The organism is Actinomyces sp. Marseille-P3109 (genome assembly GCF_900323545.1).
GTDB lineage: Bacteria > Actinomycetota > Actinomycetes > Actinomycetales > Actinomycetaceae > Actinomyces.
The window spans coordinates 908,948-930,230 of sequence record NZ_OOHN01000008.1 but is presented as its reverse complement, the minus strand read 5'-3'; the positions used below and the strand labels follow the sequence as shown (position 1 = coordinate 930,230).

Annotated in this window: 13 protein-coding genes; 5 read left to right on the top strand and 8 right to left on the bottom strand. The window is 66.1% G+C overall.

All coding sequences use genetic code 11. The features are described 5' to 3' along the window. Window positions 1-52 precede the first annotated feature (52 nt). Both BQ8008_RS04345 and sigJ read left to right on the top strand, forming a co-directional pair. Window positions 53-1,147, top strand: coding sequence for an NAD(P)/FAD-dependent oxidoreductase (locus BQ8008_RS04345; RefSeq protein WP_234415226.1), 1,095 nt, complete (start codon window positions 53-55; stop codon window positions 1,145-1,147). Beyond that, entirely contained in the window at window positions 1,144-2,040 is an 897-nt protein-coding gene (gene sigJ, locus BQ8008_RS04340) for an RNA polymerase sigma factor SigJ (protein ID WP_108832953.1), read from the top strand. The genes BQ8008_RS04345 and sigJ overlap by 4 nt, the downstream gene beginning before the upstream one ends. 17 nt (window positions 2,041-2,057) lie before the next feature. Here sigJ and BQ8008_RS04335 read toward each other — a convergent pair whose 3' ends face one another. Then, window positions 2,058-3,434 carry a UTP--glucose-1-phosphate uridylyltransferase gene (locus BQ8008_RS04335; protein WP_108832952.1) on the bottom strand — a complete coding sequence of 459 codons (1,377 nt, stop codon included), beginning with the start codon at window positions 3,432-3,434 and terminating at the stop codon, window positions 2,058-2,060. A gap of 212 nt (window positions 3,435-3,646) precedes the next feature. Between BQ8008_RS04335 and BQ8008_RS04330 the strand changes: the two genes are divergently transcribed. Next, the gene (locus tag BQ8008_RS04330) at window positions 3,647-6,382 is read left to right on the top strand and encodes a DUF2339 domain-containing protein (RefSeq protein WP_108832951.1); all 2,736 of its coding nucleotides are present in this window, start codon (window positions 3,647-3,649) and stop codon (window positions 6,380-6,382) included. 36 nt (window positions 6,383-6,418) lie between these two features. Here the strand turns inward: BQ8008_RS04330 and uvrA are convergent, their stop codons facing one another. Continuing rightward, window positions 6,419-9,265: an excinuclease ABC subunit UvrA gene (gene uvrA, locus BQ8008_RS04325; protein ID WP_108834663.1), complete on the bottom strand. Its 2,847-nt coding sequence runs from the start codon at window positions 9,263-9,265 to the stop codon at window positions 6,419-6,421. Between the two features lie 153 nt (window positions 9,266-9,418). Between uvrA and BQ8008_RS04320 the strand changes: the two genes are divergently transcribed. Continuing rightward, window positions 9,419-9,703, top strand: coding sequence for a YciI family protein (locus BQ8008_RS04320; RefSeq protein WP_108832950.1), 285 nt, complete (start codon window positions 9,419-9,421; stop codon window positions 9,701-9,703). Between the two features lie 196 nt (window positions 9,704-9,899). After that, a complete protein-coding gene (locus BQ8008_RS04315) occupies window positions 9,900-10,439 on the top strand; it encodes a class I SAM-dependent methyltransferase (RefSeq protein WP_234415447.1) in 540 nt (179 codons plus the stop codon). A gap of 7 nt (window positions 10,440-10,446) precedes the next feature. On the opposite strand, the gene BQ8008_RS04310 is transcribed toward BQ8008_RS04315, so the two are convergent. From BQ8008_RS04310 to BQ8008_RS04285, 6 genes are all read right to left on the bottom strand, one after another. Beyond that, complete coding sequence (locus tag BQ8008_RS04310; RefSeq protein WP_108832948.1) at window positions 10,447-12,939, bottom strand: HAD-IC family P-type ATPase; 2,493 nt, start codon at window positions 12,937-12,939, stop codon at window positions 10,447-10,449. A 55-nt stretch (window positions 12,940-12,994) separates the two neighbouring features. Continuing rightward, window positions 12,995-13,999, bottom strand: a complete 1,005-nt coding sequence (locus BQ8008_RS04305) for a TerC family protein (protein ID WP_108832947.1) — start codon at window positions 13,997-13,999, stop codon at window positions 12,995-12,997. A gap of 334 nt (window positions 14,000-14,333) precedes the next feature. Next, window positions 14,334-15,788 (bottom strand): arginine-ornithine antiporter, encoded by a 1,455-nt coding sequence (arcD, locus tag BQ8008_RS04300; protein ID WP_108832946.1) that lies wholly within the window; start codon window positions 15,786-15,788, stop codon window positions 14,334-14,336. Window positions 15,789-16,052: 264 nt separating this feature from the next. Beyond that, the gene (uvrB, locus tag BQ8008_RS04295; RefSeq protein WP_108832945.1) at window positions 16,053-18,149 is read right to left on the bottom strand and encodes an excinuclease ABC subunit UvrB; all 2,097 of its coding nucleotides are present in this window, start codon (window positions 18,147-18,149) and stop codon (window positions 16,053-16,055) included. Window positions 18,150-18,655: 506 nt separating this feature from the next. Then, entirely contained in the window at window positions 18,656-19,249 is a 594-nt protein-coding gene (gene coaE, locus BQ8008_RS04290; protein ID WP_108834661.1) for a dephospho-CoA kinase, read from the bottom strand. A 135-nt stretch (window positions 19,250-19,384) separates the two neighbouring features. Next, the gene (locus tag BQ8008_RS04285) at window positions 19,385-21,130 is read right to left on the bottom strand and encodes a hypothetical protein (protein ID WP_108832944.1); all 1,746 of its coding nucleotides are present in this window, start codon (window positions 21,128-21,130) and stop codon (window positions 19,385-19,387) included. Between the last annotated feature and the right edge of the window lie 153 nt (window positions 21,131-21,283).

Sequence of the window (21,283 nt, the reverse complement as noted above, 5' to 3'; positions counted from 1 at the left end):
CACAGTCTCTGCTCGACCGTCACGATTCGGTGCGCCGATGTGTCTGATGGGTATGAGTCCAACGCATCGCACCACCATCGTCATCATCGGGGCCGGGTACGCCGGGATCATGGCAGCCAACCGGATCGCTTCTCACCCAAAGGCCACCGCCCTTACACGTGTTCGCCTCATCAGTGCCTCGGCGCACCTTGTCGAGCGCATTCGTCTTCATGAGGCTCTTCGCGCGGAGGAAGACCCGATCCGGCCCTTGTCCGAGCTGCTCAACCCGACCGTCGACGTTGTCATCGGCCGCGCGACGAGCATCGATCGCAAACGGGGTGTCGTCCATCTTTCCGACGGCGATCCCATTCCCTTCGATCAGGTCGTCTTGGCGACCGGCAGCACCAGCCGAGCACCTGCTGGAGCCCTGCCGATCTCCGGAATCGCCGATCTGCAGCCGCTTCGAGATGAACTTGTCGGCTCTTCGCACACGCGCATTCGCGTCGTCGGAGGTGGTCTCACCGGGATCGAGACCGCCGCGGAACTTGCTGAGCAAGGATTCGATGTTGAGATCGTCGACTCCGGCACCGTTGGCTCCCACCTCGGCGTACGAGCCCGCAAGCAGGCCTCTCGCCAACTGCGTCAGCTGGGCTGCACGGTGACCGACAACCATATGTGCCAGCCCGAGCCCGGCATGCTCACCATATGGACCGCAGGTTTTGCACCGGTCACTGTTCCGTGCGATCCACCAGTATCGACCTCTTCCGACGGGCGCATCGTGGTCAACAGGTTCCTGCGTTCCCCCGACGACCCCAGGATCACCGCGGTCGGCGACTGCGCGGCACCTCCGGCCCCACACCTGCGCCCCAGCTGCGCCTCAGCCCTGTCTCTGGGAGCCGTCGCCGCTGACATCCTCATCTCCGACGTACTGAAGACCCCACCACCGTCCAACACGGGGGTCGGTTATGTCATGCGCTGCGTCTCGCTGGGACGCAACCGCGGCCTCGTCGAGCACGTAAATCCGGACGACGTTCCCAACGGTCCTGTCCTGACAGGGAGAATGGCCCGGCGAGTCAAGGACTGGGTCATGGACCACACCACTCAGTGGTTGATCGAAGAGGCCCAGCGCTCCGGCTCGTACCGCATCGTGAGAGGACCAGCCGAATGAGTACCTCCGAACAGCCCCCATACCCAGACAACGGATCCGACCACGATTTCGAGGAGCACCGTGCCGTGCTGTTCACTCTGGCCTACGGCATGCTCGGCAGCGCGGCAGAGGCCGAGGACATCGTGCAGGAGACGTGGCTGCGCCGCCAACGCGTCGAGGAACCGGTGCGGCACGAGCGCGCACTGCTGTGCCGCATCGCCACATGCCTGGCACTCAACGCGCTGCGCTCCGAGGCCAACCGGAAGGAGTCCTACCTGGGACCGTGGCTTCCCGAGCCGGTCGCCACCGAGGCAGATCTGGCCGACGACCTGATCCTGGCGGAGACGGTCTCTCAGGCGACGCTCATGGTACTGGAGACCCTCTCCCCCGCCGAACGCGCAGCATTCCTCCTGGTAGAGGTCTTCTCCCTGTCGTCGGCGGAGACCGGTCGCATCATCGATGCATCCGACGCCGCCGTGCGCCAGCTGGTGCACCGTGCGCGCACCCGGCTGCAAGAAGGACGAGCACACCGACGCGCCAGCCCCTCTCCCGAGCTGTGGACCGAGCTGACCAGCGCCATTCGCTCGGGAGACCTGGCGGCCACCGTACGACTGCTGGCTCCCGACGCCGTACTCGTGTCCGACGGTGGAGGCCGAGCCTCGGCGGCACGCCGTCCCGTCCGAGGCGCGGAGTCCGTGGCTCGCTTCCTTATCGGCGTCGCCGCGAAGACGCCGCAGTTCGATGTGGCACCGGCGTGGATCAACGGGGAGCTCGCAGCCGTGGTCAGCATTTCCGAGAACGTAGAGTTCGTGGTCTTCCTGGTTGCTTCCGAGGCTGGTGTTCAGCAGGTTCTCATCGTCCGCAACCCCGACAAGCTCATGCGCATCAACAAGCCAGTGAGACTGTCCCGCTGACCTCGTTGCGATCCATCTCAGATCCGGGCGCCGTCGGCGATCTTTCCGGGAGATCCCTCCTGGCTCACGAGCGCCTCACCGGTGGCGACGACGCCGGAACCGAAGGTCCAGTCACCCTCCACAGTTAGTGACTCAGCATGGCGGATGGAGGGCACACCACCCGGGAACCGGGTTTCGAAGTCCTGGATCTTCTTGTAGAAGCGCGGGTCGAGACTCACGGTGCAGGCCCGCTCCGGGACCATCTGCAGCAGGCCGTCGTCGTCAACCTCGTAGACGTCCGAACGCACCAGCAGCAGGTCGTTGGTGGTCTTGACCGGCAGGAAGCGGGAACGGGGCACCTCAATGGCGGTCGCCCCCTCGAAGGCCTCCACCGCCGCCCCCATGGCGGTTTCCAGCTGGATGACCGGGGTCGACGAGGAGTCGGCGGGATCAACCGTTTTGCTGTTCTTGATGAGCGGCAGCCCGAGGATCCCGCCCCGCTCGGCCAGGGTGTCGCGCAGAACCTTGAGGTCGAACCACAGGTTGTTGGTGTGGAAGAAGGGGTGGCGGAACTGGTCGGTGAAGTAGTGCATCTGGTCCTCCGGCGTCTGGGCCGTGTCGCGCAGGATGATGCGTCCGTCGCTCTTTCGCACCGCTAGGTGCCCACCCTTGACGTCAGCCGGCGTACGCCGACACATCTCCGGCGCGTAGGGGGCGCCCGAGGCTGCGAACCAGCCCGCGATCCTCGCCGACGGTGCTGCCCCGAGGTTGTCGGAGTTGGCGGTCATGGCGTACCGGTACCCCTTGTCCAGCAGCGCGTCCAGCAGTCCGGAGGCCAGCAGAGCGGTGTAGATGTCGCCATGTCCCGGCGGGCACCACTCGAGCTCGGGGTCGGCCTCCCACTCCACGGGAGTCAGATCGTCAGCGCGGAGCTTGGGCTCACGGTTCTGCAGGAAGTCCAGAGGCAGGCCATCGACCTGGATCTCGGGATGCCCGGCCAGTGCCTCAAGGGAGTCCTCCCGGGTGCGGAAGGAGTTCATGAGGATGAGCGGCAGAGTCACTCCGTAGCGGCGACGGGCTGCCGTCACCTGGTCGACCAGCAGGTCGAGGAAGGTCTTGCCGTCACGCACCGGCAGGAGGGACTTGGCGCGGTCCAAGCCCATCGAGGTTCCCAGGCCGCCGTTGAGCCGGATGAGGACCGTCTTGCTCAGCGCCTCTCGAGCCTCCTCCTCACTGACCTCGACGTCGAAGAGGGAGTCGATCTGCGTGAGTGGCTCAATGGTCTCCTCGGGGATGAGCCCCGTGGCTCCAGCCTCCAAGGACTGGTAGTAGTGCGTGAAGACCGTGATGGCCTCCTCGGCGACGCCCGCGTCGCGCATTTTGTGCTGGGCAGCAGTGAGTCCGTTCTCGCTCATGACATGTAGCCTAACCCAGCCTGACCGTTCTTGGGGCAGTTTGTTCGACTCTGTTCGTTTGCTCGACAGTGGGCAGTCCCTCGCAGGTTCAGCAGGTTATCCACAGGGGAGTTTTTTCCCTTTGCCGACGTCGGTGTCTCCCCTATTCTCGTTTGAACCGATCGAGTGACGAGCTGCTTGCCTTCGGGCACCGAGCAACTAGGAGAACCGTCATGTCCATCCCACCCAACGTGGGTCCTAATGTCGCGCTACTCCTGCAGAGGCTGGACCTCATCGAGAAGAAGGTCGACTGGGTCGCGCAACGTGTCAGCTGGCTGACTTATAGCGCCGCCCCGACGTCGGCAGAAGGCGAGCAGCTCCCAGCAGATGGAAGCATTCCTCAGGCTTCCCTGTCGGAGGCTGCTGAGAGCTTCGTGGCCATCGACGATGATGCCGCTGAGCCGTTATCCACCGACGGCTCAACCATGGCGAAGCCAACGCCACCGGTGAGCACCCCTGCGCCGGGATCCGACGCCGAGACTTCTTATGAGATGCTCGACGGGCCTTTTGCTGAGACCGTCGAGGACGGGACCTCGCAGGACGAAGAAGCCGCCCGGCCCGCTCCGGCCCAGGCCTCTGCCTCTCACCGCGAGCCCAGCGCCGAGGAGCCTGTGGTCCGGCGCCACGAGGCAGCCGGCCATGTGCAGTCCGAGCACGACTCCGAGTCCTGGACCAGCCCCGGATCAACCGGCTACGCAGCCGCCCCGTCCAACAGGGGCGGCGCCAGTGAACCGAATCAAGGGCTGGTGGCTGACACGAGTCACGTGCATGCCACCGATGCCGGAGAGCTTCCCAGCTGGGCGCGCAGAGCGACGCAGGAGGGCAACCTCGGGCGCTATCTGCTCTCCGGCGCCGCCGCGGTACTTGTCCTATCCGCAGGCGTCAGCCTCCTGGCTCTCGTGTGGAACTCCATTCCCGACCCGGTCAAGATCCTGACTCTCGCCCTGATCGCGGTGGCAATGACGACCGCCGGTGCTCGCCTGGGAATCAGCCGGCCCCGTTACCGCGTCGCTGCGGCGACCATCACGGGAACCGGCGGCGGACTCGGATTCGTCTCCATCGTTGGGGCCGTCCTTCTGGACGGGATGCTCAGCCCAGAGCCCGCTCTGGTCCTCATGGCCTGCTGGGGACTGGTGCTCCTCGTTGTATCCCACCTGACGCGGGTGCTGTTCACCGCGGTCGTCTCCACCATCGGCGCCCTGATGACCATCGGCTTCGCGTTCAGCCACGTGACTCATCAGCCGAGCACAGCGATCGTGACGTGGCTGATGATCAGCGTCTACGTCGCAGTCCTGGCTCTGACCTGCGCAACCCTGTCGCGGGGTACGGAGCGGATGAGGTTGGCTGCCTGGTACCCGACGACATCAGTGGTGGCAACGGTGGCGGCGCTTGTCTTCGCTCCGATCAGCCCGATGCTGCGCGTCTCCTCCGTCGGCGGCACCGGTATCGTTCTGGCCCTGTGCCTGCTGCTGGTCAGCCAGATGATGCACGCCGGCAGGCGACTGTGGAGCATCGGTATCAAGGCTGCAGGCTGGGACTGGGGCCTGGCTGCCCTGGTCCTTCTGATCGCGTACTCAAACCTGCTGACGAAGCAGATGAGCCTTGATCTGGCACATTCCACTGTCATCGCGACCTTCATCCTTCAGCTCCTGCTGCTGGCTGGAGCCGCGCTCGCGGTTCTCGCGCCTCGCAGTCCGGACCGGTGGCGCAGCGCCATGGCAATCGGACACGAGGTGTCGATCTTCCCCATCGCACTCGTCGGGATGACGATCATCAACGATCCCCGGGTGTATCTCTTCGTCGTCGTCACCGCGATGCTCTGCTTGCTCCCCGCGATCGTGGATGGGCGAGTGGAGCCGGCTCCGATCCTGGCCCTCCTCGGTACCGCACCGATCCTCACACTTCCTGCAACTGCGTACTCCCGAGGCGAGATCCTGTCCCTCATTGGCTCCGTTGCGATATCCGTGCTCATGGTGGTCGTGACTGAGGGGCTCGGCGATCGAGTCGCGCGAAGCACGCCGGCCCCCGCAGCGAGTGCTGCGCCGTCACGCACACAGCCTCGGGTACTGGCCCTGCGGCTGGCACTGGCCGCAATCGTCTTCAACCTCTCAGTTCTCACTCCGACACTGGCAAGCGGTCTTGTGGACGATCATTCCCAGAGTGCCCGGGCGGCCCTCCACATGGTTACAGGTCTGATCCTGATCGCATTCATCGCCCTGGGGGCCTTCTCCAGCCGGGCCACGCCTCTTCTAGTGCTCAGCGGTCAGTGCCGGGGATCCCGTTACCGGGTGGGCCCGCAGGGCGAAGCTCTGCCTGACCCACACAGCTCGTTGGTTGGGGCGCCGGCACCGTCCTGGATCGTCTCGGGGCTTGTCACCGTCACAGCCATCGTGACGCTGTCGTGGGCTGAGGACCTGACCTCCTCAACCTGGACGGTGGTCCTGGTTGCTGTCGCCCTGGGGCTGGGTGCGACCGCCACATGGCTCCTGATTCCATGGGGACGACGCGCGGAGGTGTGCCTGAGCCTTGCGATCGGAGACTCCTTGCTCATGTGGTTCTCGGTCATCGTGGCCACCGGCATCGGACCGGGCTCGGTGCTCGTGTCGGTGCTGGTGCTGCTGACCGGCGGAGCCTGCATCGTCTTCGGGTTCAAGGCGCGCCTGACGATCCTGCGCCACTATGGACTCACCTTGGTGCTCCTGTCCGTGCTCAAGCTCGCCGGCATCGACATGGCCTCGCAGAACTCGATCGTTCGAGTCGTCTCGCTCGCGGCCGCAGGCATCGTCTGCTTCGTCCTCTCACTGCTCTACAACCGCTACGCCCAGGAGCAGCGTCGTGAGCACGGCGACGGCGCTGAGAGCGCTGAAGGGCCCTCAGAAGGCCGGGGAACAGCGGGCCACTGTCCTTGAGCCACCCGCCTGAGCCTGATCCGTGCGGACAGAGCGTTAGCGGCGGGCGGACTCAAGCATCGGCGCCAGGAACTGCCCGGTGTAGGACGCCTCCGTGGCCGCGACCTTCTCCGGCGTTCCGGTGACGACGACGGTTCCTCCGCCCTTGCCGCCCTCGGGCCCCATATCGATGACCCAGTCGGAGTTGGCGATGACGTCCAGGTTGTGCTCGATGACCACCACGGAGTTGCCCTTGTCCACCAGCCCCTGGAGCACTCCGAGCAGCTTGCGGATGTCCTCGAAGTGCAAGCCGGTGGTCGGCTCATCGAGGACATAGATGGTCCTGCCGGTGGAACGACGCTGGAGCTCGGTGGCGAGCTTGACGCGCTGGGCCTCACCACCGGAGAGCGTGGTGGCCGACTGCCCCAGCCGCACGTATCCCAGCCCCACCTCGACCAGGGTATTGAGGTGGCGGGAGATGACCGAGGAGGCCGAGAAGAAATCCGCGGCCTGGTGGATGGTCATGTCCAGGACATCGGCAACCGTCTTGTCCTTGTAGCGGATCTCCAGGGTCTCCCGGTTGTATCGGGCGCCGTGGCAGACCTCGCAGGGCACGTAGACGTCGGGCAGGAAGTTCATCTCGATCTTGAGCGTGCCGTCTCCCTTGCAGGACTCGCAGCGCCCGCCCTTGACGTTGAAGGAGAAGCGCCCAGGCCCGTATCCGCGGACCTTCGACTCGGGCACGGCTGCGAAGATCTTGCGGATGTGGTCCCATACCCCGGTGTAGGTGGCGGGATTGGACCTGGGGGTGCGCCCGATCGGCGACTGGTCGACGTGGACGACCTTGTCGAGGTGGTCGACTCCTCGGACCGTCTTATGCCTTCCGGGCACGCCACGCGCACGATTGAGCCGGTTGGCGAGCACCTGGTAGAGGATGGAGTTGACCAGGGAGGACTTGCCCGAGCCGGACACACCCGTCACGGCGGTCAGCACGCCGAGTGGGAAGGAAACGGTGACGTCCTTGAGGTTGTTCTCCCGGGCGCCGACGACGGTGACCTCGCGGTTCTTGTCCCGCTTGCGCCGCTCGCTGGGGATCTCGATCTGGCGCCGCCTGGCCAGGTAGTCGCCGGTGACGGATCCCTCGGCTCCAACCAGGCCCGCGACGTCGCCGGAGTAGACGACCTCACCGCCCAGCTCGCCGGCTCCGGGGCCGATGTCAACGATCCAGTCGGCCGAGCGGATGGTGTCCTCGTCGTGCTCGACGACGATGAGTGTGTTGCCCAGGTCCCGCAGTCGCTGGAGGGTCTCGATGAGGCGGGTGTTGTCGCGCTGGTGCAGGCCGATACTGGGCTCGTCCAGGACGTAGAGGACGCCTACCAGGCCTGAGCCGATCTGGGTGGCCAGGCGGATGCGCTGGGCCTCGCCTCCGGAGAGCGTGGCAGCACCGCGGGCCAGGCTGAGGTAGTCCAGGCCCACATCCACCAGGAAGCCGAGGCGCGCGTTGATCTCGGTCAAGACGCTGCCGGCGATCTGGGCGGCCTGGCCGGTCAGGTTGAGGTCCGCGAGGAAGTCTCGGGCCTCACTGATGGGCAGCTCGCACAGCTGGGCGATGGAGAGCCCGCCCACACGCACGGCCAGTACCTCAGGTTTGAGCCGGGCTCCGTCGCAGACGGGGCAGGGGATCTCGCGCATATAGGCCTGGTAGCGCTCGCGGGACCAGTCGGACTCGGTCTCATCGTGCTTGCGCATGACGTAGTCGAGCACGCCCTCGAATCCGGTGGAGTAGATGCGTTCGCGTCCCCAGCGGTTGCGGTAGGTGACCTTGACCTCGTAGTCCTTGCCTCGCAGGATCGCCTCCCGGGCGCGCGCCGGCAGTGCGCGCCAGGGGGTGTCGACGTCGAAGGAGAGCTCCTTGCCCAGGGCCTCGAGCTGACGGGTGAAGTACTTCTGGTGGCTCGACCAGGGGGCGACGGCGCCCTCGGCCAGGGTGCGCTCCTCATCGGGGACGACGAGCTCGGGGTCCACTTCGAGCCGAGTCCCGATACCCGTGCAGGCGGGGCAGGCGCCGTAGGGGGCGTTGAAGGAGAAGGTGCGTGGCTCCATCTCGTCGAGGGCCAGGGGGTGCTCGTTGGGACAGGCGCGCTTCTCGGAGTAGCGGCGTTCCCTGTCGGGATCATCGTCAGGCAGGTCGACCTGCTCGATGATGACCAGCCCCTCGGCCAGACCGAGCGCCGTCTCGACCGAGTCGGTGAGGCGCTGACGAATGCCGTCACGTACGACGAGGCGGTCGACGATGACCTCGATGTCGTGCTTGAGACGCTTGTTGAGCGTCGGTGGGGTGTCGAGGCGCTCGGAGGCGCCGTCGACGCGCACCCGGTTGAAACCGCGTCCGCGCAGCTCGGTGAAGAGCTCGGAGTACTCGCCCTTGCGGCCCCGCACCACGGGGGCGAGTACCTGGAAGCGGGTGCCCTCGGGCAGGGAGCGGACCTGGTCGACGATCTGCTGCGGGGTCTGGGAGGAGATGACCGCGTCGCAGACGGGGCAGTGCTGGACGCCCGCGCGAGAGTAGAGCAGGCGCAGGTAGTCGTAGACCTCCGTCACCGTACCCACCGTGGATCGGGGGTTGCGCGAGGTGGACTTCTGGTCGATGGACACAGCCGGGCTCAGGCCCTCGATGAGCTCGACGTCGGGTTTGTCCATCTGGCCCAGGAACTGACGGGCGTAGGAGGACAGGGACTCCACGTAGCGGCGCTGCCCCTCGGCGAAGATCGTGTCGAAGGCGAGCGAGGACTTGCCCGAGCCGGACAGGCCGGTGAAGACGATCATCGTGTCTCGTGGCAGGTCCAGGTCCACGCCCTTGAGATTGTGCTCGCGGGCCCCACGGATGATGAGAGAGTCGTTCACGGGATTCGAGTCTAGGGGCTTGTCGCCGGCACCGCGTGATCGCACACGTGTTCGACACGTCTCATCGCAACGATGCCGGAAAGGACGTCGGAAGAATACCCACGCGTTTGTGTTTCGGGCCACGGCTGGCACTGCCAGCCCTATGCTGAGGCCATGAGCAAGATCTACGCCGTCGAGTACCGCTACGTCACTGACAAGGATGAGGAGATGGCCGCCGTGCGTCCCTCGCACCGCGCATTCAACGGTCGTCTGGCCGATGAGGGCAGGCTGCTGGCCGCCGGCCCCTACGTGGGCACCCACGACGCCCTCATCGTCGTGCGGGCCGACGACGAGGCCGGCGCGCTGGCCCTGCTTGAGGACGACCCCTTCCACCAGGCCGGCTACATCACCGAGCGCCTCCCGCGCGAGTGGAACCCGGTCATCGGGGTCCTGGCCTGAGCCGCTCCTCCGCCAGTCCGTACTGTTGATGACCGTCCGCACGGTCCACACTGTGCTGACGGACCTTGCTCCCGTCCGTTTCGGCTGTGAGCATGGTGCCGTGTCTTCCTCCGAGCACCCCACATCCTCCACCACACCGACCGAGTCCCAGTTCTCCCGTCCCTCGTCCCTGACAGTACGTCTCCTTCTGCGCGGCATGAACATCGGACACGCTCGCCTGCACCGGTGGGGGCTTCGGGCTGCGGGAATCCAGCCCAGTGACAAGGTGCTGGACGTCGGCTGCGGGGGTGGTAGGGCCATTGCCCGGATTCTTGCGGAGACTCGCCGCGAGGTCGCCGGCATCGACCACTCCCCCGAGGCGGTTGAGACGACCCGCCGCGTCAACCGCGCCTCTGTCCTCTCCGGACGCCTACGGGTCGTAGAGGGCTCTGCTGATCACCTGCCCTTCCGTGATGGCCTCTTCGACGTGGCGACGGCCTTTGAGACCACCTACTTCTGGCCGGACCTGCAGGCCGGCCTCATTGAGGTCCACCGTGTCCTGGGTCATGGCGGACGGCTGGTGATCGCCAACGAGTACGCCGACCGGTCGGCGGCAGGGCAGTGGGCGGAGCGACTGGGGATGAACGTCCCTGACGGCGATACCCTCACCAGCCTCGCCTACGAGGCCGGGTTCGTCACCGTGGACGTCAGCGTCCACCCCCGCAGCGGCTGGCTCCGCCTCGTCGCGGCAAGGTAGCCGTCTCCTAGCTCCGATCTCGCACGATCCGGCGCCGTACGAAGTGAACCAGTTCGATTCCGACGATGGCCAGACAGGCCATGAGCAGGATGACCCACCACACCCCAGGGGTGGGCCAGGCTAGGAGGAAGAAGGCGCGCACCGGTGGTGCGACGACGCCCAGGAGCACGATCGACCCCATGAGCACGACGAGTCCCAGCCGCCAGCTCGTCAGTGGCCGAGCGGTGAGCGTGAGTAACCACAGCCCGCACGTGATGAGGACCAGGGTTGTCGCCGTCGTCACCTGGGCGCGGGGAGCGTGAGTGAGGGTCAGCCAGAGGTAGGTGGCCAGGGTGACGGTTCCCGCCATGATGCCTGCGGGCACGCACAGGCTGAGGACCCTCCCCAGGAATCCTTTCCGGTAGCGCTGCGAGCTCGGAGCCATGGCCAGGACGAAGGCGGGGATCCCGATCGTCAGCGAGGAGACGACGGTGAGCTGGCGCGGCAGGAAGGGGTAGGCGACCGCCGTGGCCGCCACGACCACGGCGATGAGCGAGGCGTAGATGGTCTTGGCCAGGAACAGGGAGGCGATGCGCTCGGTATTGGCCATGACGCGGCGCCCCTCGGCCACGACCCCGGGCAGGGCGGAGAACTGCCCCTTGAGCAGCACAAGACGGGCCACTGCCTTCGTGGCCGGTGCCCCGTTGCCCATGGCGATCCCCAGGTCGGCGTCCTTGAGGGCCAGGGCGTCGTTGACACCGTCCCCGGTCATCGCGACGACGTGACCGTGCGACTTCAGCGCTCGCACCAGTGCCCGCTTCTGCTCGGGCGTCACCCGGCCCAGGACACTGGCCCCCTCCACCGCGTCGGCCAGGCGCTCCAGATCCTCGTCCGTCTCCTGTCCGCTGCCCGACCCCGCCGGGAGGGTGCGCGCGTCCAGGACCACGAGCTCGCCGCCGTCGGGTGCGGTGACTCCGGCTTGGCGGGCGACGGCGGCCACCGTCTCGGGACTGTCGCCGGAGATGACCTTGGCCTCCACGCCCTGCAGACGGAAATAGGCGAGGGTCTCCTCGGCGTCGGGGCGGATCTCCTCGATGAGGACGATGATCCCGGCGGCCTCCAGACTCTCAGGCAGTTGCGGCTCGTCCTCCCCCGGGGCCAGCGTCCAGGTCGAGTTCGAGCGGGCCAGGGCGACGACGCGCACTCCCCGAGCGGCGATCTGGCGAGCACGTTCCAGGACCGGCTCGCTGTGATTCGCCAGGACGATCTCGGGGGCCCCGAGCACCCAGGTGGTCTCAGAGGCGTTGTCACTGAACGCGGACCACTTACGGCGCGACGAGAAGGGAACCGACTCGATGCGGCCAGGATCCCCCTCTCCGGCCGCCGTCAGCGCCTTCTTCATGCCCTGCTCACCGAGATGCTCGGGCTCCCTGAGCCCCTCCCTGATGGCGTCGGCGGTAGTATTGGCGTCCCCCACGGTGCTGAGCACGGCGAGTGCTGAGAGCATATCGGGCGGCGCCTGGCCGCCGTCGGCCCCCAGGATCTCACCCAGGCGGATGCGGCCGGTGGTGATGGTACCGGTCTTGTCCAGGCACAGGGTGTCGACCCGGGCCAGGACCTCGACGGCGGGCAGCTCCTGGACCAGGACGTTGCGCCTGGCCAGGGCCAGGGAGGCGGTGGCGAAGTTGACGGAGGTCAGAAGCACCAGCCCCTGGGGCACCATGCTGACCACGCCCGCGATCCCGGCGACGACCGCGTGCCGCCACGCGCCACTGCTCCAGGCCTCACTGATGCTCCCGCTCAGACGCAGCTGGGACCACATCAGCACCAGGGCCACGGGCACGATCGCCCAGCTGATCCAGTGGAGCACCCGGTTGGTCCCGGCCTGCAGCTCGCTGACGACGAGTGAGTACCTGCGAGCCTCTCTGGCGAGCCGGTGGGCGTAGGCGTCCCCGCCGACGGCAGTGGTTCGGAACAGCCCGGTCCCGGCTGTCACGGTGGTCCCGGACATGACCTGGGCGCCGCTCTCAGGGCGTACGGGCCGGGACTCCCCGGTGAGGATCGACTCGTCGATCTCCAGGCCATCACTGGTGATGACCTCCCCGTCGGCAGGCACCTGCTGGCCGGCACTGAGACGCACGACGTCGTCGATGACGACCTCACCGACGGTGACCTCCTTCTCGGCCCCATCCCGCAGGACAACGGCCCGGGGGGTCTCCAGGACGGCCAGGCGGTCCAGGGCTCGCTTGGCTCGGATCTCCGCCAGGGTGCCGGTGGCGGTGTTGAGCAGCAGGACGAATCCGAACAGGGCGTCCGCCCAGTGCCCCAGTGCCAGGACGAGAACCAGCGCAACGCCAAGGATCCCGTTGAAGATCGTGAAGACATTGGCCCGCAGGATCTGGGCGGCGCTGCGTGAGGTCCGCTCGCGGTACTCGTTGGTGCGTCCGGCGCTGACGCGCTCGGCGACCTGGACGGCACTGAGGCCGGTGACCGGGGCCTCAGGGAGATTCGTGGTGCTCACGGCTCAGAGGGTAGTGAGTGGTGGAAGGCCGCTCCTCCTCCCAAGGGCTGAGAGATCAGGACGTGACCTCGGCCCGCCGGACATCGGCTCGCGACTTGAGGACTGAGGCGATGATGGTGATGGTGATCGTGGTGACGATGACGGCCAAGGAGACCCCGATCGAGGCCTCGGGGATGCCGTGCCACTCCTGCCCCCCGTTGATGAAGGGGACCTCGTTGGTGTGCAGGGCGTGAACGATGAGCTTGAAGCCGATGAAGCCGAGGATGACCGCCAGACCGTAGTGGAGGTAGACGAGCCGGTCGAGCAGTCCGTCGATGAGGAAGTAGAGCTGACGCAGTCCCAGCAGGGAGAAGGCATTGGCGGAGAAGACCAGGAAGGGCTCACTGGTCAGGGAGTAGATCGCGGGAATGGAGTCGACGGCGAACATGACGTCGGCGGTGCCGATGGCGATGATGCACAGCATCATGGGGGTGATCATGGTGCGCCCCGCGTGGCGGTGGATGACCTTGCCGCCCACGAAGCCGTCGGTCATGGGGACGACGCGGGCGATGAGCTTGACGAAGCCGCTGGGCCGGTACTCATCGTCCTCGTCGTCGGGCTCCTCAACGCCCTCACGCGCTTGGGAGAAGGCGGTCCACAGGAGCCAGGCGCCGAAGAAGTAGAACACCCAGGAGAAGTTCTCGATGAGTGCGGCACCGGCCAGGATGAAGATGAGCCGCAGAATGAGGGCGATGACGATGCCCGCGAGCAGCACCTCCTGCTGGTACTTCCGGGGCACCTTGAAGGAGGACATCATGATGACGAAGACGAAGAGGTTGTCGATGCTCAGCGCCTTCTCGGTGATGTAGCCGGCCAGGTACTCCTGGGCAAACCCGCCGCCCCACACGAGCCAGACGATGCCGCCGAAGACCAGGGCCATGGCGATGTAGGCCACCGACCACACGGCGGCCTCCCTCATGGTGGGCTCGTGCGGCGTACGTACGTGACCGACGATGTCGATCACGATGAGGGTCAGGATGATGGCCGCAAGGCCGATCCAGCCCAGGATGTGGACGTCCACGTGTTCTCCTCCGGTACGGAACTGGTACCGGAGGTCTCCTCCCGCCACGAGCGCCGGCGCTCAAGGCTCGTGCCGCTCTGGCCGCGACGCCGGGAACGCAGGATCGTGTGTGCCTGTGCCACCGTGATGACGACGTCGCCGTTGGTTGGGAGTACTCCCCTCCGTACGTAACGGGTGAGAGTCTAACGTGGCGAAGGTTGCTGACACATGGCGTGGAACGCCGCACAGGTGTGGAGTGCATGACGTCAGACCGGGCCGCGATCGATCGGACACGTCATACGCCGACTGCCGCCGCGCCTACGACTGAGAAGGAACAGTGATGACGAAGAGGAGATCACAGACTCAGTGCACCGGTGGCCAGCCCGTAGACGGCGTAGACAGCCATTGCGGCGAAGAGCACGACGAGTCCCCACTCAGCGGCATTGAAGACCCTGGCCTTCTGCTCACGACGCGCCCAGATATAGAAGGGCAGGCCCACCAGGTAGAAGATGGCCGTGTACAGGAGGTACACCAGGCCGGCGGCATAGAGCAGCCACAGCCCGTAGACCGAGCCTAGAACGCCGACAACGAGATCGAAGAGCCCGGTTCGGGACCTGTCTTTGATGGCAAAAAGGACCTGGAAGAGAGCGGACAGGAGATAGGGCAGCAGGATAAGAGAAGAGGCCAGGTGGATGAGACGGGTGTAGGTCGAGGCGTTGAAGTAGGTCCAGATGAGGAATATCTGAACCAGTCCCATCGTCAGCCATAACGCGTTGGCGGGCACGGCCCTGGCATTCTCACGCCCCAGGAACGAGGGCATGAGACCCTCCTGGGCGGGCACGCGCATGATCTCGGCCAGCATGAGGAACCAGGACAGCAGGGCACCCACCAGGGAGATGATGAGTCCCAGGGCGATGAATTTCGCACCCCAGGGGCCGACGGCGGTCTGAAGCACTCCGGCGAGCGAGGGATCGCCCAGCTTGGCGAGCTCGGAGCGTGGCATGACGCCGTAGGACAGGATGTTGACGGCTAGGAGCAGAGCGAGAACGGAGACGAAGCCCAGAATCGTCGCTCTGCCGACGTCAGCTCGAGTCTTGGCGCGCTCGGAGAACACCGAGGCCCCCTCGACACCGATGAACACCCACACGGTCACCAACATCATGCTCTTGACCTGCGTCAGAACCGCACCGAGCCCCGTACCGACAGAGGCACCCCAGAAGTCGTGAGTGAAGATGTCGAACCTGAAAGCGAACAGGCCGATGAGGACGAAGACGACCAGCGGCAGAACCTTGCCGATCGTCACCACGGCGTTGATGATGGCGGCCTCGCGGATGCCGCGCAGGATCAGGACATGGAACATCCACATGATGACCGAGGCCACCCCGATGGCGAGCGCGGTGTTGCCGTTGCCGAATCCTGGAAGGAAGACACCCAGCGAGGCCATGAGCAGCACGAGGTAGCCGACATTACCGATCCAGGCCGACAGCCAGTACCCCCAGGCGGAGGAGAATCCAACGAGATTGCCGAAGCCGGCACGAGCGTAACCGTAGACACCGGCGTTGATCTCGGGCAGATTGATGGCCAGCCGTTGGTAGACAAAGGCAAGCATGAGCATGCCGGCACCTGTCACGAACCATCCGACGATGAGCGGCCCAGGCGCTGCGGCGCTGGCCATCTGCTGCGGCAGGCCGAATATCCCGCCTCCGATCATCGATCCGATACCGAGAGCAACAAGTGCGGCCAATGACACCTTGCCGGCTGTAGGCCGCCCACTCTCCGAGTCGGTGACCTCGGTTTTAAGATCAGCCATATCCACTCACGATCCCTTGCAATGACGGCGATCTAACACATATCCACCATACGGTCACGTTCATGCGACAACAAGGTTCGACCACTTATCGATAACTACGCTTCACCACGCATAACGCGTCGTATACTCACACGAGTCTCGCATTAGCGCACAACAAGACGGGTGGATACTGCATGTCTCCCCAAAGAACCGCAGGCCCTCCCGCCCCCCTTCTTAGGACTAAAGACCTGAAACAGGAGAATCGGTCGATTCCGCAACGTTTTCTCATTGAGCGGCGCGCATGGCGCGCAGCTCCTTCTTGAGGTCCTGGACCTCGTCGCGCAGACGGGCGGCCAGCTCGAAGTGAAGGTCCTCGGCGGCGGCGTGCATCTGCTGGGTGAGCTCGTTGATGAGTTCGACGAGGTCGCCCTGCGCCGCTCCGGAGAGCTTCTCACGCACCGTTGCCTCGGCCGCGTGCTTACGCCGCGCCCGTACCGCGGAGTCCTCGTGCCCCCGGTAGCCACCGGCCAGGAGGTCGGCGGTGTCGACGTCCTCACGGGCGAGCATGTCAGTGACGTCGGCGATCTTCTTGCGCAGCGGCTGGGGATCGATACCGTGCTCCGTGTTGTAGGCGAGCTGCTTGGTGCGGCGCCGTTCGGTCTCCTCGATGGCCTCGGCCATGGCCGGGGTGATGGTGTCGGCGTACATGTGAACCTCGCCGGAGACATTGCGGGCGGCCCGTCCAATGGTCTGGATGAGCGAGCGGGTCGAGCGCAGGAATCCCTCCTTGTCCGCGTCCAGAATCGACACCAGCGAGACCTCCGGCAGATCCAGCCCCTCGCGCAGCAGATTGATTCCGACGAGCACGTCGAAGCGTCCCAGCCGCAGTTCGCGCAGGAGCTCGACGCGCCGCAGGGTGTCGACGTCGGAGTGGAGGTACTCCACGCGCACGCCCCGCTCGGCCAGGTAGGTGGTCAGGTCCTCGGCCATGCGCTTGGTCAGGGTGGTTACGAGGATCCGCTCCTGGCGCTCGACGCGGGTGCGCACCTCCTCGAGCAGGTCGTCGATCTGCCCCTCGGTGGGCTTGACGACCACCTTGGGGTCCACCAGGCCGGTGGGCCGAATGATCTGCTCGACGACCCCGTCGGAGCGCTGGGTCTCATAATCGCCGGGGGTGGCCGACAGGTACACGGTCTGGCCGATGCGGTCCTCGAACTCGGCGAAGGTCAGGGGCCGGTTGTCCAGGGCGGAGGGCAGACGGAACCCGTGGTCGACGAGGGTGCGTTTGCGAGAGGCGTCCCCCTCGTGCATGGCCCCGATCTGAGGGACTGTCACGTGGGACTCGTCGATGACCAGGAGGAAGTCCTCAGGGAAGTAGTCCAGGAGGGTGTTGGGCGGGGTGCCGACCTCACGTCCGTCGATGTGCAGCGAGTAGTTCTCGATCCCCGAGCACATGCCGATCTGCTGGAGCATCTCCAGGTCGTAGGTGGTGCGCATGCGCAGGCGCTGGGCCTCCAGGAGCCTGCCGTCGTGCTCGAGCTGGCCCAGGCGCTCGGCGAGCTCGGCCTCAATACCCTCAATGGCTTTCTGCATGCGCTCGGGGCCTGCCACGTAGTGGGAGGCGGGGAAGACGAAGACCTGCTCGGCGGTGTCGATAACGTCTCCGGTCACGGGGTGGAGGGTGGCCAGGGCCTCGATCTCGTCTCCGAAGAACTCGATGCGGATGGCGAGCTCCTCGTACATCGGGATGATCTCCACCGTGTCACCGCGCACGCGGAAGGTGCCACGGGTGAAGTCGATGTCGTTGCGGGTGTACTGCATGGAGACGAAGCGCCGCAGAAGATCGTCCCGGTCGATCTGCTGACCCACCTCAAGGCTCGTCATCCGGTCCACGTACTCCTGGGGGGTACCCAGTCCGTAGATGCAGGACACGGAGGAGACGACGACCACGTCGCGGCGCGTGAGCAGGGAATTGGTGGCGCTGTGGCGCAGGCGCTCGACCTCGTCGTTGATGGATGAGTCCTTCTCGATGAAGGTGTCCGTCTGAGGGACGTAGGCCTCGGGCTGGTAGTAGTCGTAGTAGGAGACGAAGTACTCCACCGCGTTGTTCGGGAGCAGTTCGCGGAACTCCGCCGCCATCTGCGCGGCCAGCGTCTTGTTCGGCTCCAGGATGAGGGTGGGGCGCTGGACCTGCTCGACGAGCCAGGCGGCCGTCGCCGACTTTCCGGTGCCGGTGGCACCCAGCAGGACGATGTCCTTCTCCCCCGCCCGGAGGCGCTCGGCCAGCTCGGCGATCGCCGTGGGCTGGTCACCGCTGGGCGAGTAGGGACTGATGACCTCGAAAGGCTTGACTGCGCGCTGGAGCTCGGTAACGGGACGCATGCCCCCAGGCTACGCGGTCGTTCCAGCACCATTGCCATCTCCGATCGCACAGCCGTCTCGTTCATCGTCCTGCGATCCGACCGTCACCACACAGATACGTTTTTGTATCCAGGGAGGAACCTTCTGATCGAACTCACCTATTACGGTGGTCCCCGCGGGACGCCAAGTCGTCCCGCTCCACCCTCATCGGGGTCCAGCCCCTGCACCCTGTCTTCATCCTCTGAGCCCAAGGAGCTTTCATGGCTTTCATCGTCGCCGTCTCCGCCACCATCGTCGGCGCCCTCGGTCCGGCCCGCACAACCTCCCGACGCAGCAGCTGACCCGGCTGAGCGCACCCATGGGCTCCACCTTTCGGTTCCGCCCCCACTCACTCGGCCGCCTCACGCTCGCTCAGCCCCAGGACGGACGGCTTTTCCTCCAGAAAGCCGGCGGCTGCGGCGCTGCCGCTCCTCGTCCCACTATAGGCATCTGCGCGACACACGCAGATGGGGACGTCTCCCTCTTTGTCAGACGTTGGTTCCCGACCCCATGATCCGGGTGCTCCAGAGCCTGTCGACATCAGCACTCAGCTGATCGATCGAGCCGGAGTTGGACAGAACGATGTCGGCCACGGCCCGGCGCTCATCGTCGGTCGCCTGTGATGCGATACGTGCCAGTGCCTTCTCACGCTCCATGCCGCGCTCAGCGAGTCGTTCCAGGCGCAGCTCGAGGTCCGCCTCAACGACGACGACGAGGTCGAACAGGTCCTGCATCTGGCCCTCGACGAGCAGAGGGACGTCGTAGACCGCCACCCGTCCGGCCGGAACCGCCTCCATCCGGGCCCAGGCCTCGGCCGCGATGAGGGGCAGAAGGATCTCCTCCAGGCGCGCACGGCTCAGGTCGTCGGCGAAGACCAGATTCCCCAGGGCCCGACGGTCGAGCGTGCCGGCGGGGGTGAGAACTTCGTCCCCGAACTCCGCCACCACAGCGGCGAGACCGTCGCTGCCGGGACTGACGACGTCGCGAGAGATCTCATCAGCGCTGGTCACCACCGCACCGTGCGCCTCGAGCAACGCGGCCACGGTCGACTTGCCGGCACCGATGCCCCCCGTCAGCCCCACGCGCAGGGCGCGATCCACGGGACGGGGAGGGGCCTGGACAACACGTACGTGGCTCATGGCCCCATCATGCCGTGACCTACCTGACCCAGGCCAGCGCCAACTCGCCATCTACGCCGGCAGAGGCCACCCGAGGGCTCAGGCCCGCTCCGAGGCGTCCTGGTCACTGGTCCTGATCGTCGTCGTCGAGCCTGGACGTCTTCTTCCTCCTCGACCCCGCCCATAGGGCGCAATGCGCTCCTCGACTCGGGCCAAGGCCTCGGCCGCCTTGCGCGGGGGCCGCACGCAGCGGGAGACCTGGGCCGAGGCCCGAGAGATGATCTCTCGGATGATCGGCGCTCGAGAGTTGTCCTCCTCGACCCCCTCAACCAGGACCTCCGCAAGCGCGGAGAGGACCTGCACGGCGATGAGGGGATCACCGACGGCGTCGACGAGTATCCCGCAGCGTTCTCCCGGCCGGTTCATCGGCCAGGTCACCATCGCGTCGCGGCACTGCTGCCAGGCCCTCTGGCTGGCGGCGGTGTCTCCGCGCGCCTGGGCGGCATGCGACGCCAGAGCCAGTGCGGCGCAAGCGGTCTCCGTCCACCCCTGGCTCAGACTCAGCTCCGCCGTATCGAGGTGCTCCTTCTCCGCACGCTCGTTGGCCCCCAGCGCGGCCAGGAGTCGACCAAAGGCCAGGCGGAGATCAACGACCACCTCCAGGGCCGAGTCGTCAACGACCTCGGACAGCGAGGCACTCACGGTCTCCGCCGTCGACATGGCCCGATCACGCACCGACTCCATGCCGTAGCCGCGAGACAGGGTGAGCAGCTCACGCACGTCCTTGAGCAGGGCGCCCTGATGACGCAAGCGGGAGCGGTCAGCCGGAACTGCGCTCGTCACCGTGCCGTAGGAGCGGCTGGCCAGACCCGCGGCCTCGGCTGCCATCCTCATCTCAATCCGGTACGAGACCCCGTTGTTGCCGTTACGGGTGTCGAAACGGACGGCGATGCCGCGTGCGAAGCTGGTCATGAGGTCGTAGGCGTGGGCGACCGTGTCCCACGCGGTCAGCTCCAGGTTCCCCCAGGGGGTCTTCCAGCTCACCGAGGTGCCCAGGGCGTGCTTGCCGTAGTCGGCCCTGTTGGCCTCCCGCATGACGAGCGCCAGCCCGACGGCGGTGTTCATCAGCCTCCAGGCGGAGGCCTCCGGTACGCCCCTGACGCGGGTGTGTCGCATGAGTGCGATGGCCCGCTGCCACTGGGAGGACAGACCGAGGTACTCGAGCCTGTCTCCGAAGGACTGGAGCGCAACAACGTCCGGCAGATGGAGCTGGCTCAGGGAGGCGAACACGTCCTCGGCCTCGACGAGTCGTTTGTGGGCCAGGTAAGGGATCAGCACCGCTCCCAGTCCCTGCGCCGTCTCCACCGGATCGGCCTCTGTACGGTTCGGCGCTGCTGTCGTCGTGCTGATGACACCGGAGTAGTCATCGTGCATGCGCGCGGTGGCCAGTACTGCGCCAGTATCGGCCTCGCCGAAGGAGAACAGCCTCGCCTCGCGAAGCTGTTCGAGGGCCTCGTCGCGCTGCCCGAGGGCAGCGGAGAGCTCTACCCGCGCGTAGCGCAGCGGGAGGGTGGAGTAACCGTGAGCGACCCTGAGGCGCTGGCAGAAGGAGATCGCCTGCTCGAGCGTCTCCCTGCTGGTGTCGGGGTCCTGGCCGAGCTGGACCAGCCAGGCCCTGTCAACAGTGGCCAGAGCCTGCGCCGCCTGATCGGGAGACTCATCCGGGTCGGGCTTGTCGGCACCGTCCGTCACGATCGTTTTGCGCAGAGCCGCCACACTGGCACGACTGGGACAGACGGGGTCGACATCCTCGAGAGCACGGACAATGTCGTCCCAACAGCTCATCTTGTCTCCATCGGTCGTCATATACGGATCGTCCCGTTGTGGGAACGGCACGGTGCGTTCGCACCAAACCCAGCCTCGCACGGTGGCCTTCTCCGGGCGATGGGTAGAAGGCACCAGCGTTGGAGGGCCTCTGCCTGCACCGCAGGTAGAGGC

Bases quoted from the DNA above. Each gene is read 5' to 3' on its own strand.
- BQ8008_RS04345 (WP_234415226.1), top strand. From the start codon at position 53: ATGAGTCCAACGCATCGCACCACCATCGTCATCATCGGGGCCGGGTAC.
- sigJ (WP_108832953.1), top strand. From the start codon at position 1,144: ATGAGTACCTCCGAACAGCCCCCATACCCAGACAACGGATCCGACCAC.
- BQ8008_RS04335 (WP_108832952.1), bottom strand. From the start codon at position 3,434: ATGAGCGAGAACGGACTCACTGCTGCCCAGCACAAAATGCGCGACGCG.
- BQ8008_RS04330 (WP_108832951.1), top strand. From the start codon at position 3,647: ATGTCCATCCCACCCAACGTGGGTCCTAATGTCGCGCTACTCCTGCAG.
- BQ8008_RS04320 (WP_108832950.1), top strand. From the start codon at position 9,419: ATGAGCAAGATCTACGCCGTCGAGTACCGCTACGTCACTGACAAGGAT.
- BQ8008_RS04315 (WP_234415447.1), top strand. From the start codon at position 9,900: ATGAACATCGGACACGCTCGCCTGCACCGGTGGGGGCTTCGGGCTGCG.
- arcD (WP_108832946.1), bottom strand. From the start codon at position 15,788: ATGGCTGATCTTAAAACCGAGGTCACCGACTCGGAGAGTGGGCGGCCT.
- uvrB (WP_108832945.1), bottom strand. From the start codon at position 18,149: ATGCGTCCCGTTACCGAGCTCCAGCGCGCAGTCAAGCCTTTCGAGGTC.
- BQ8008_RS04285 (WP_108832944.1), bottom strand. From the start codon at position 21,130: ATGAGCTGTTGGGACGACATTGTCCGTGCTCTCGAGGATGTCGACCCC.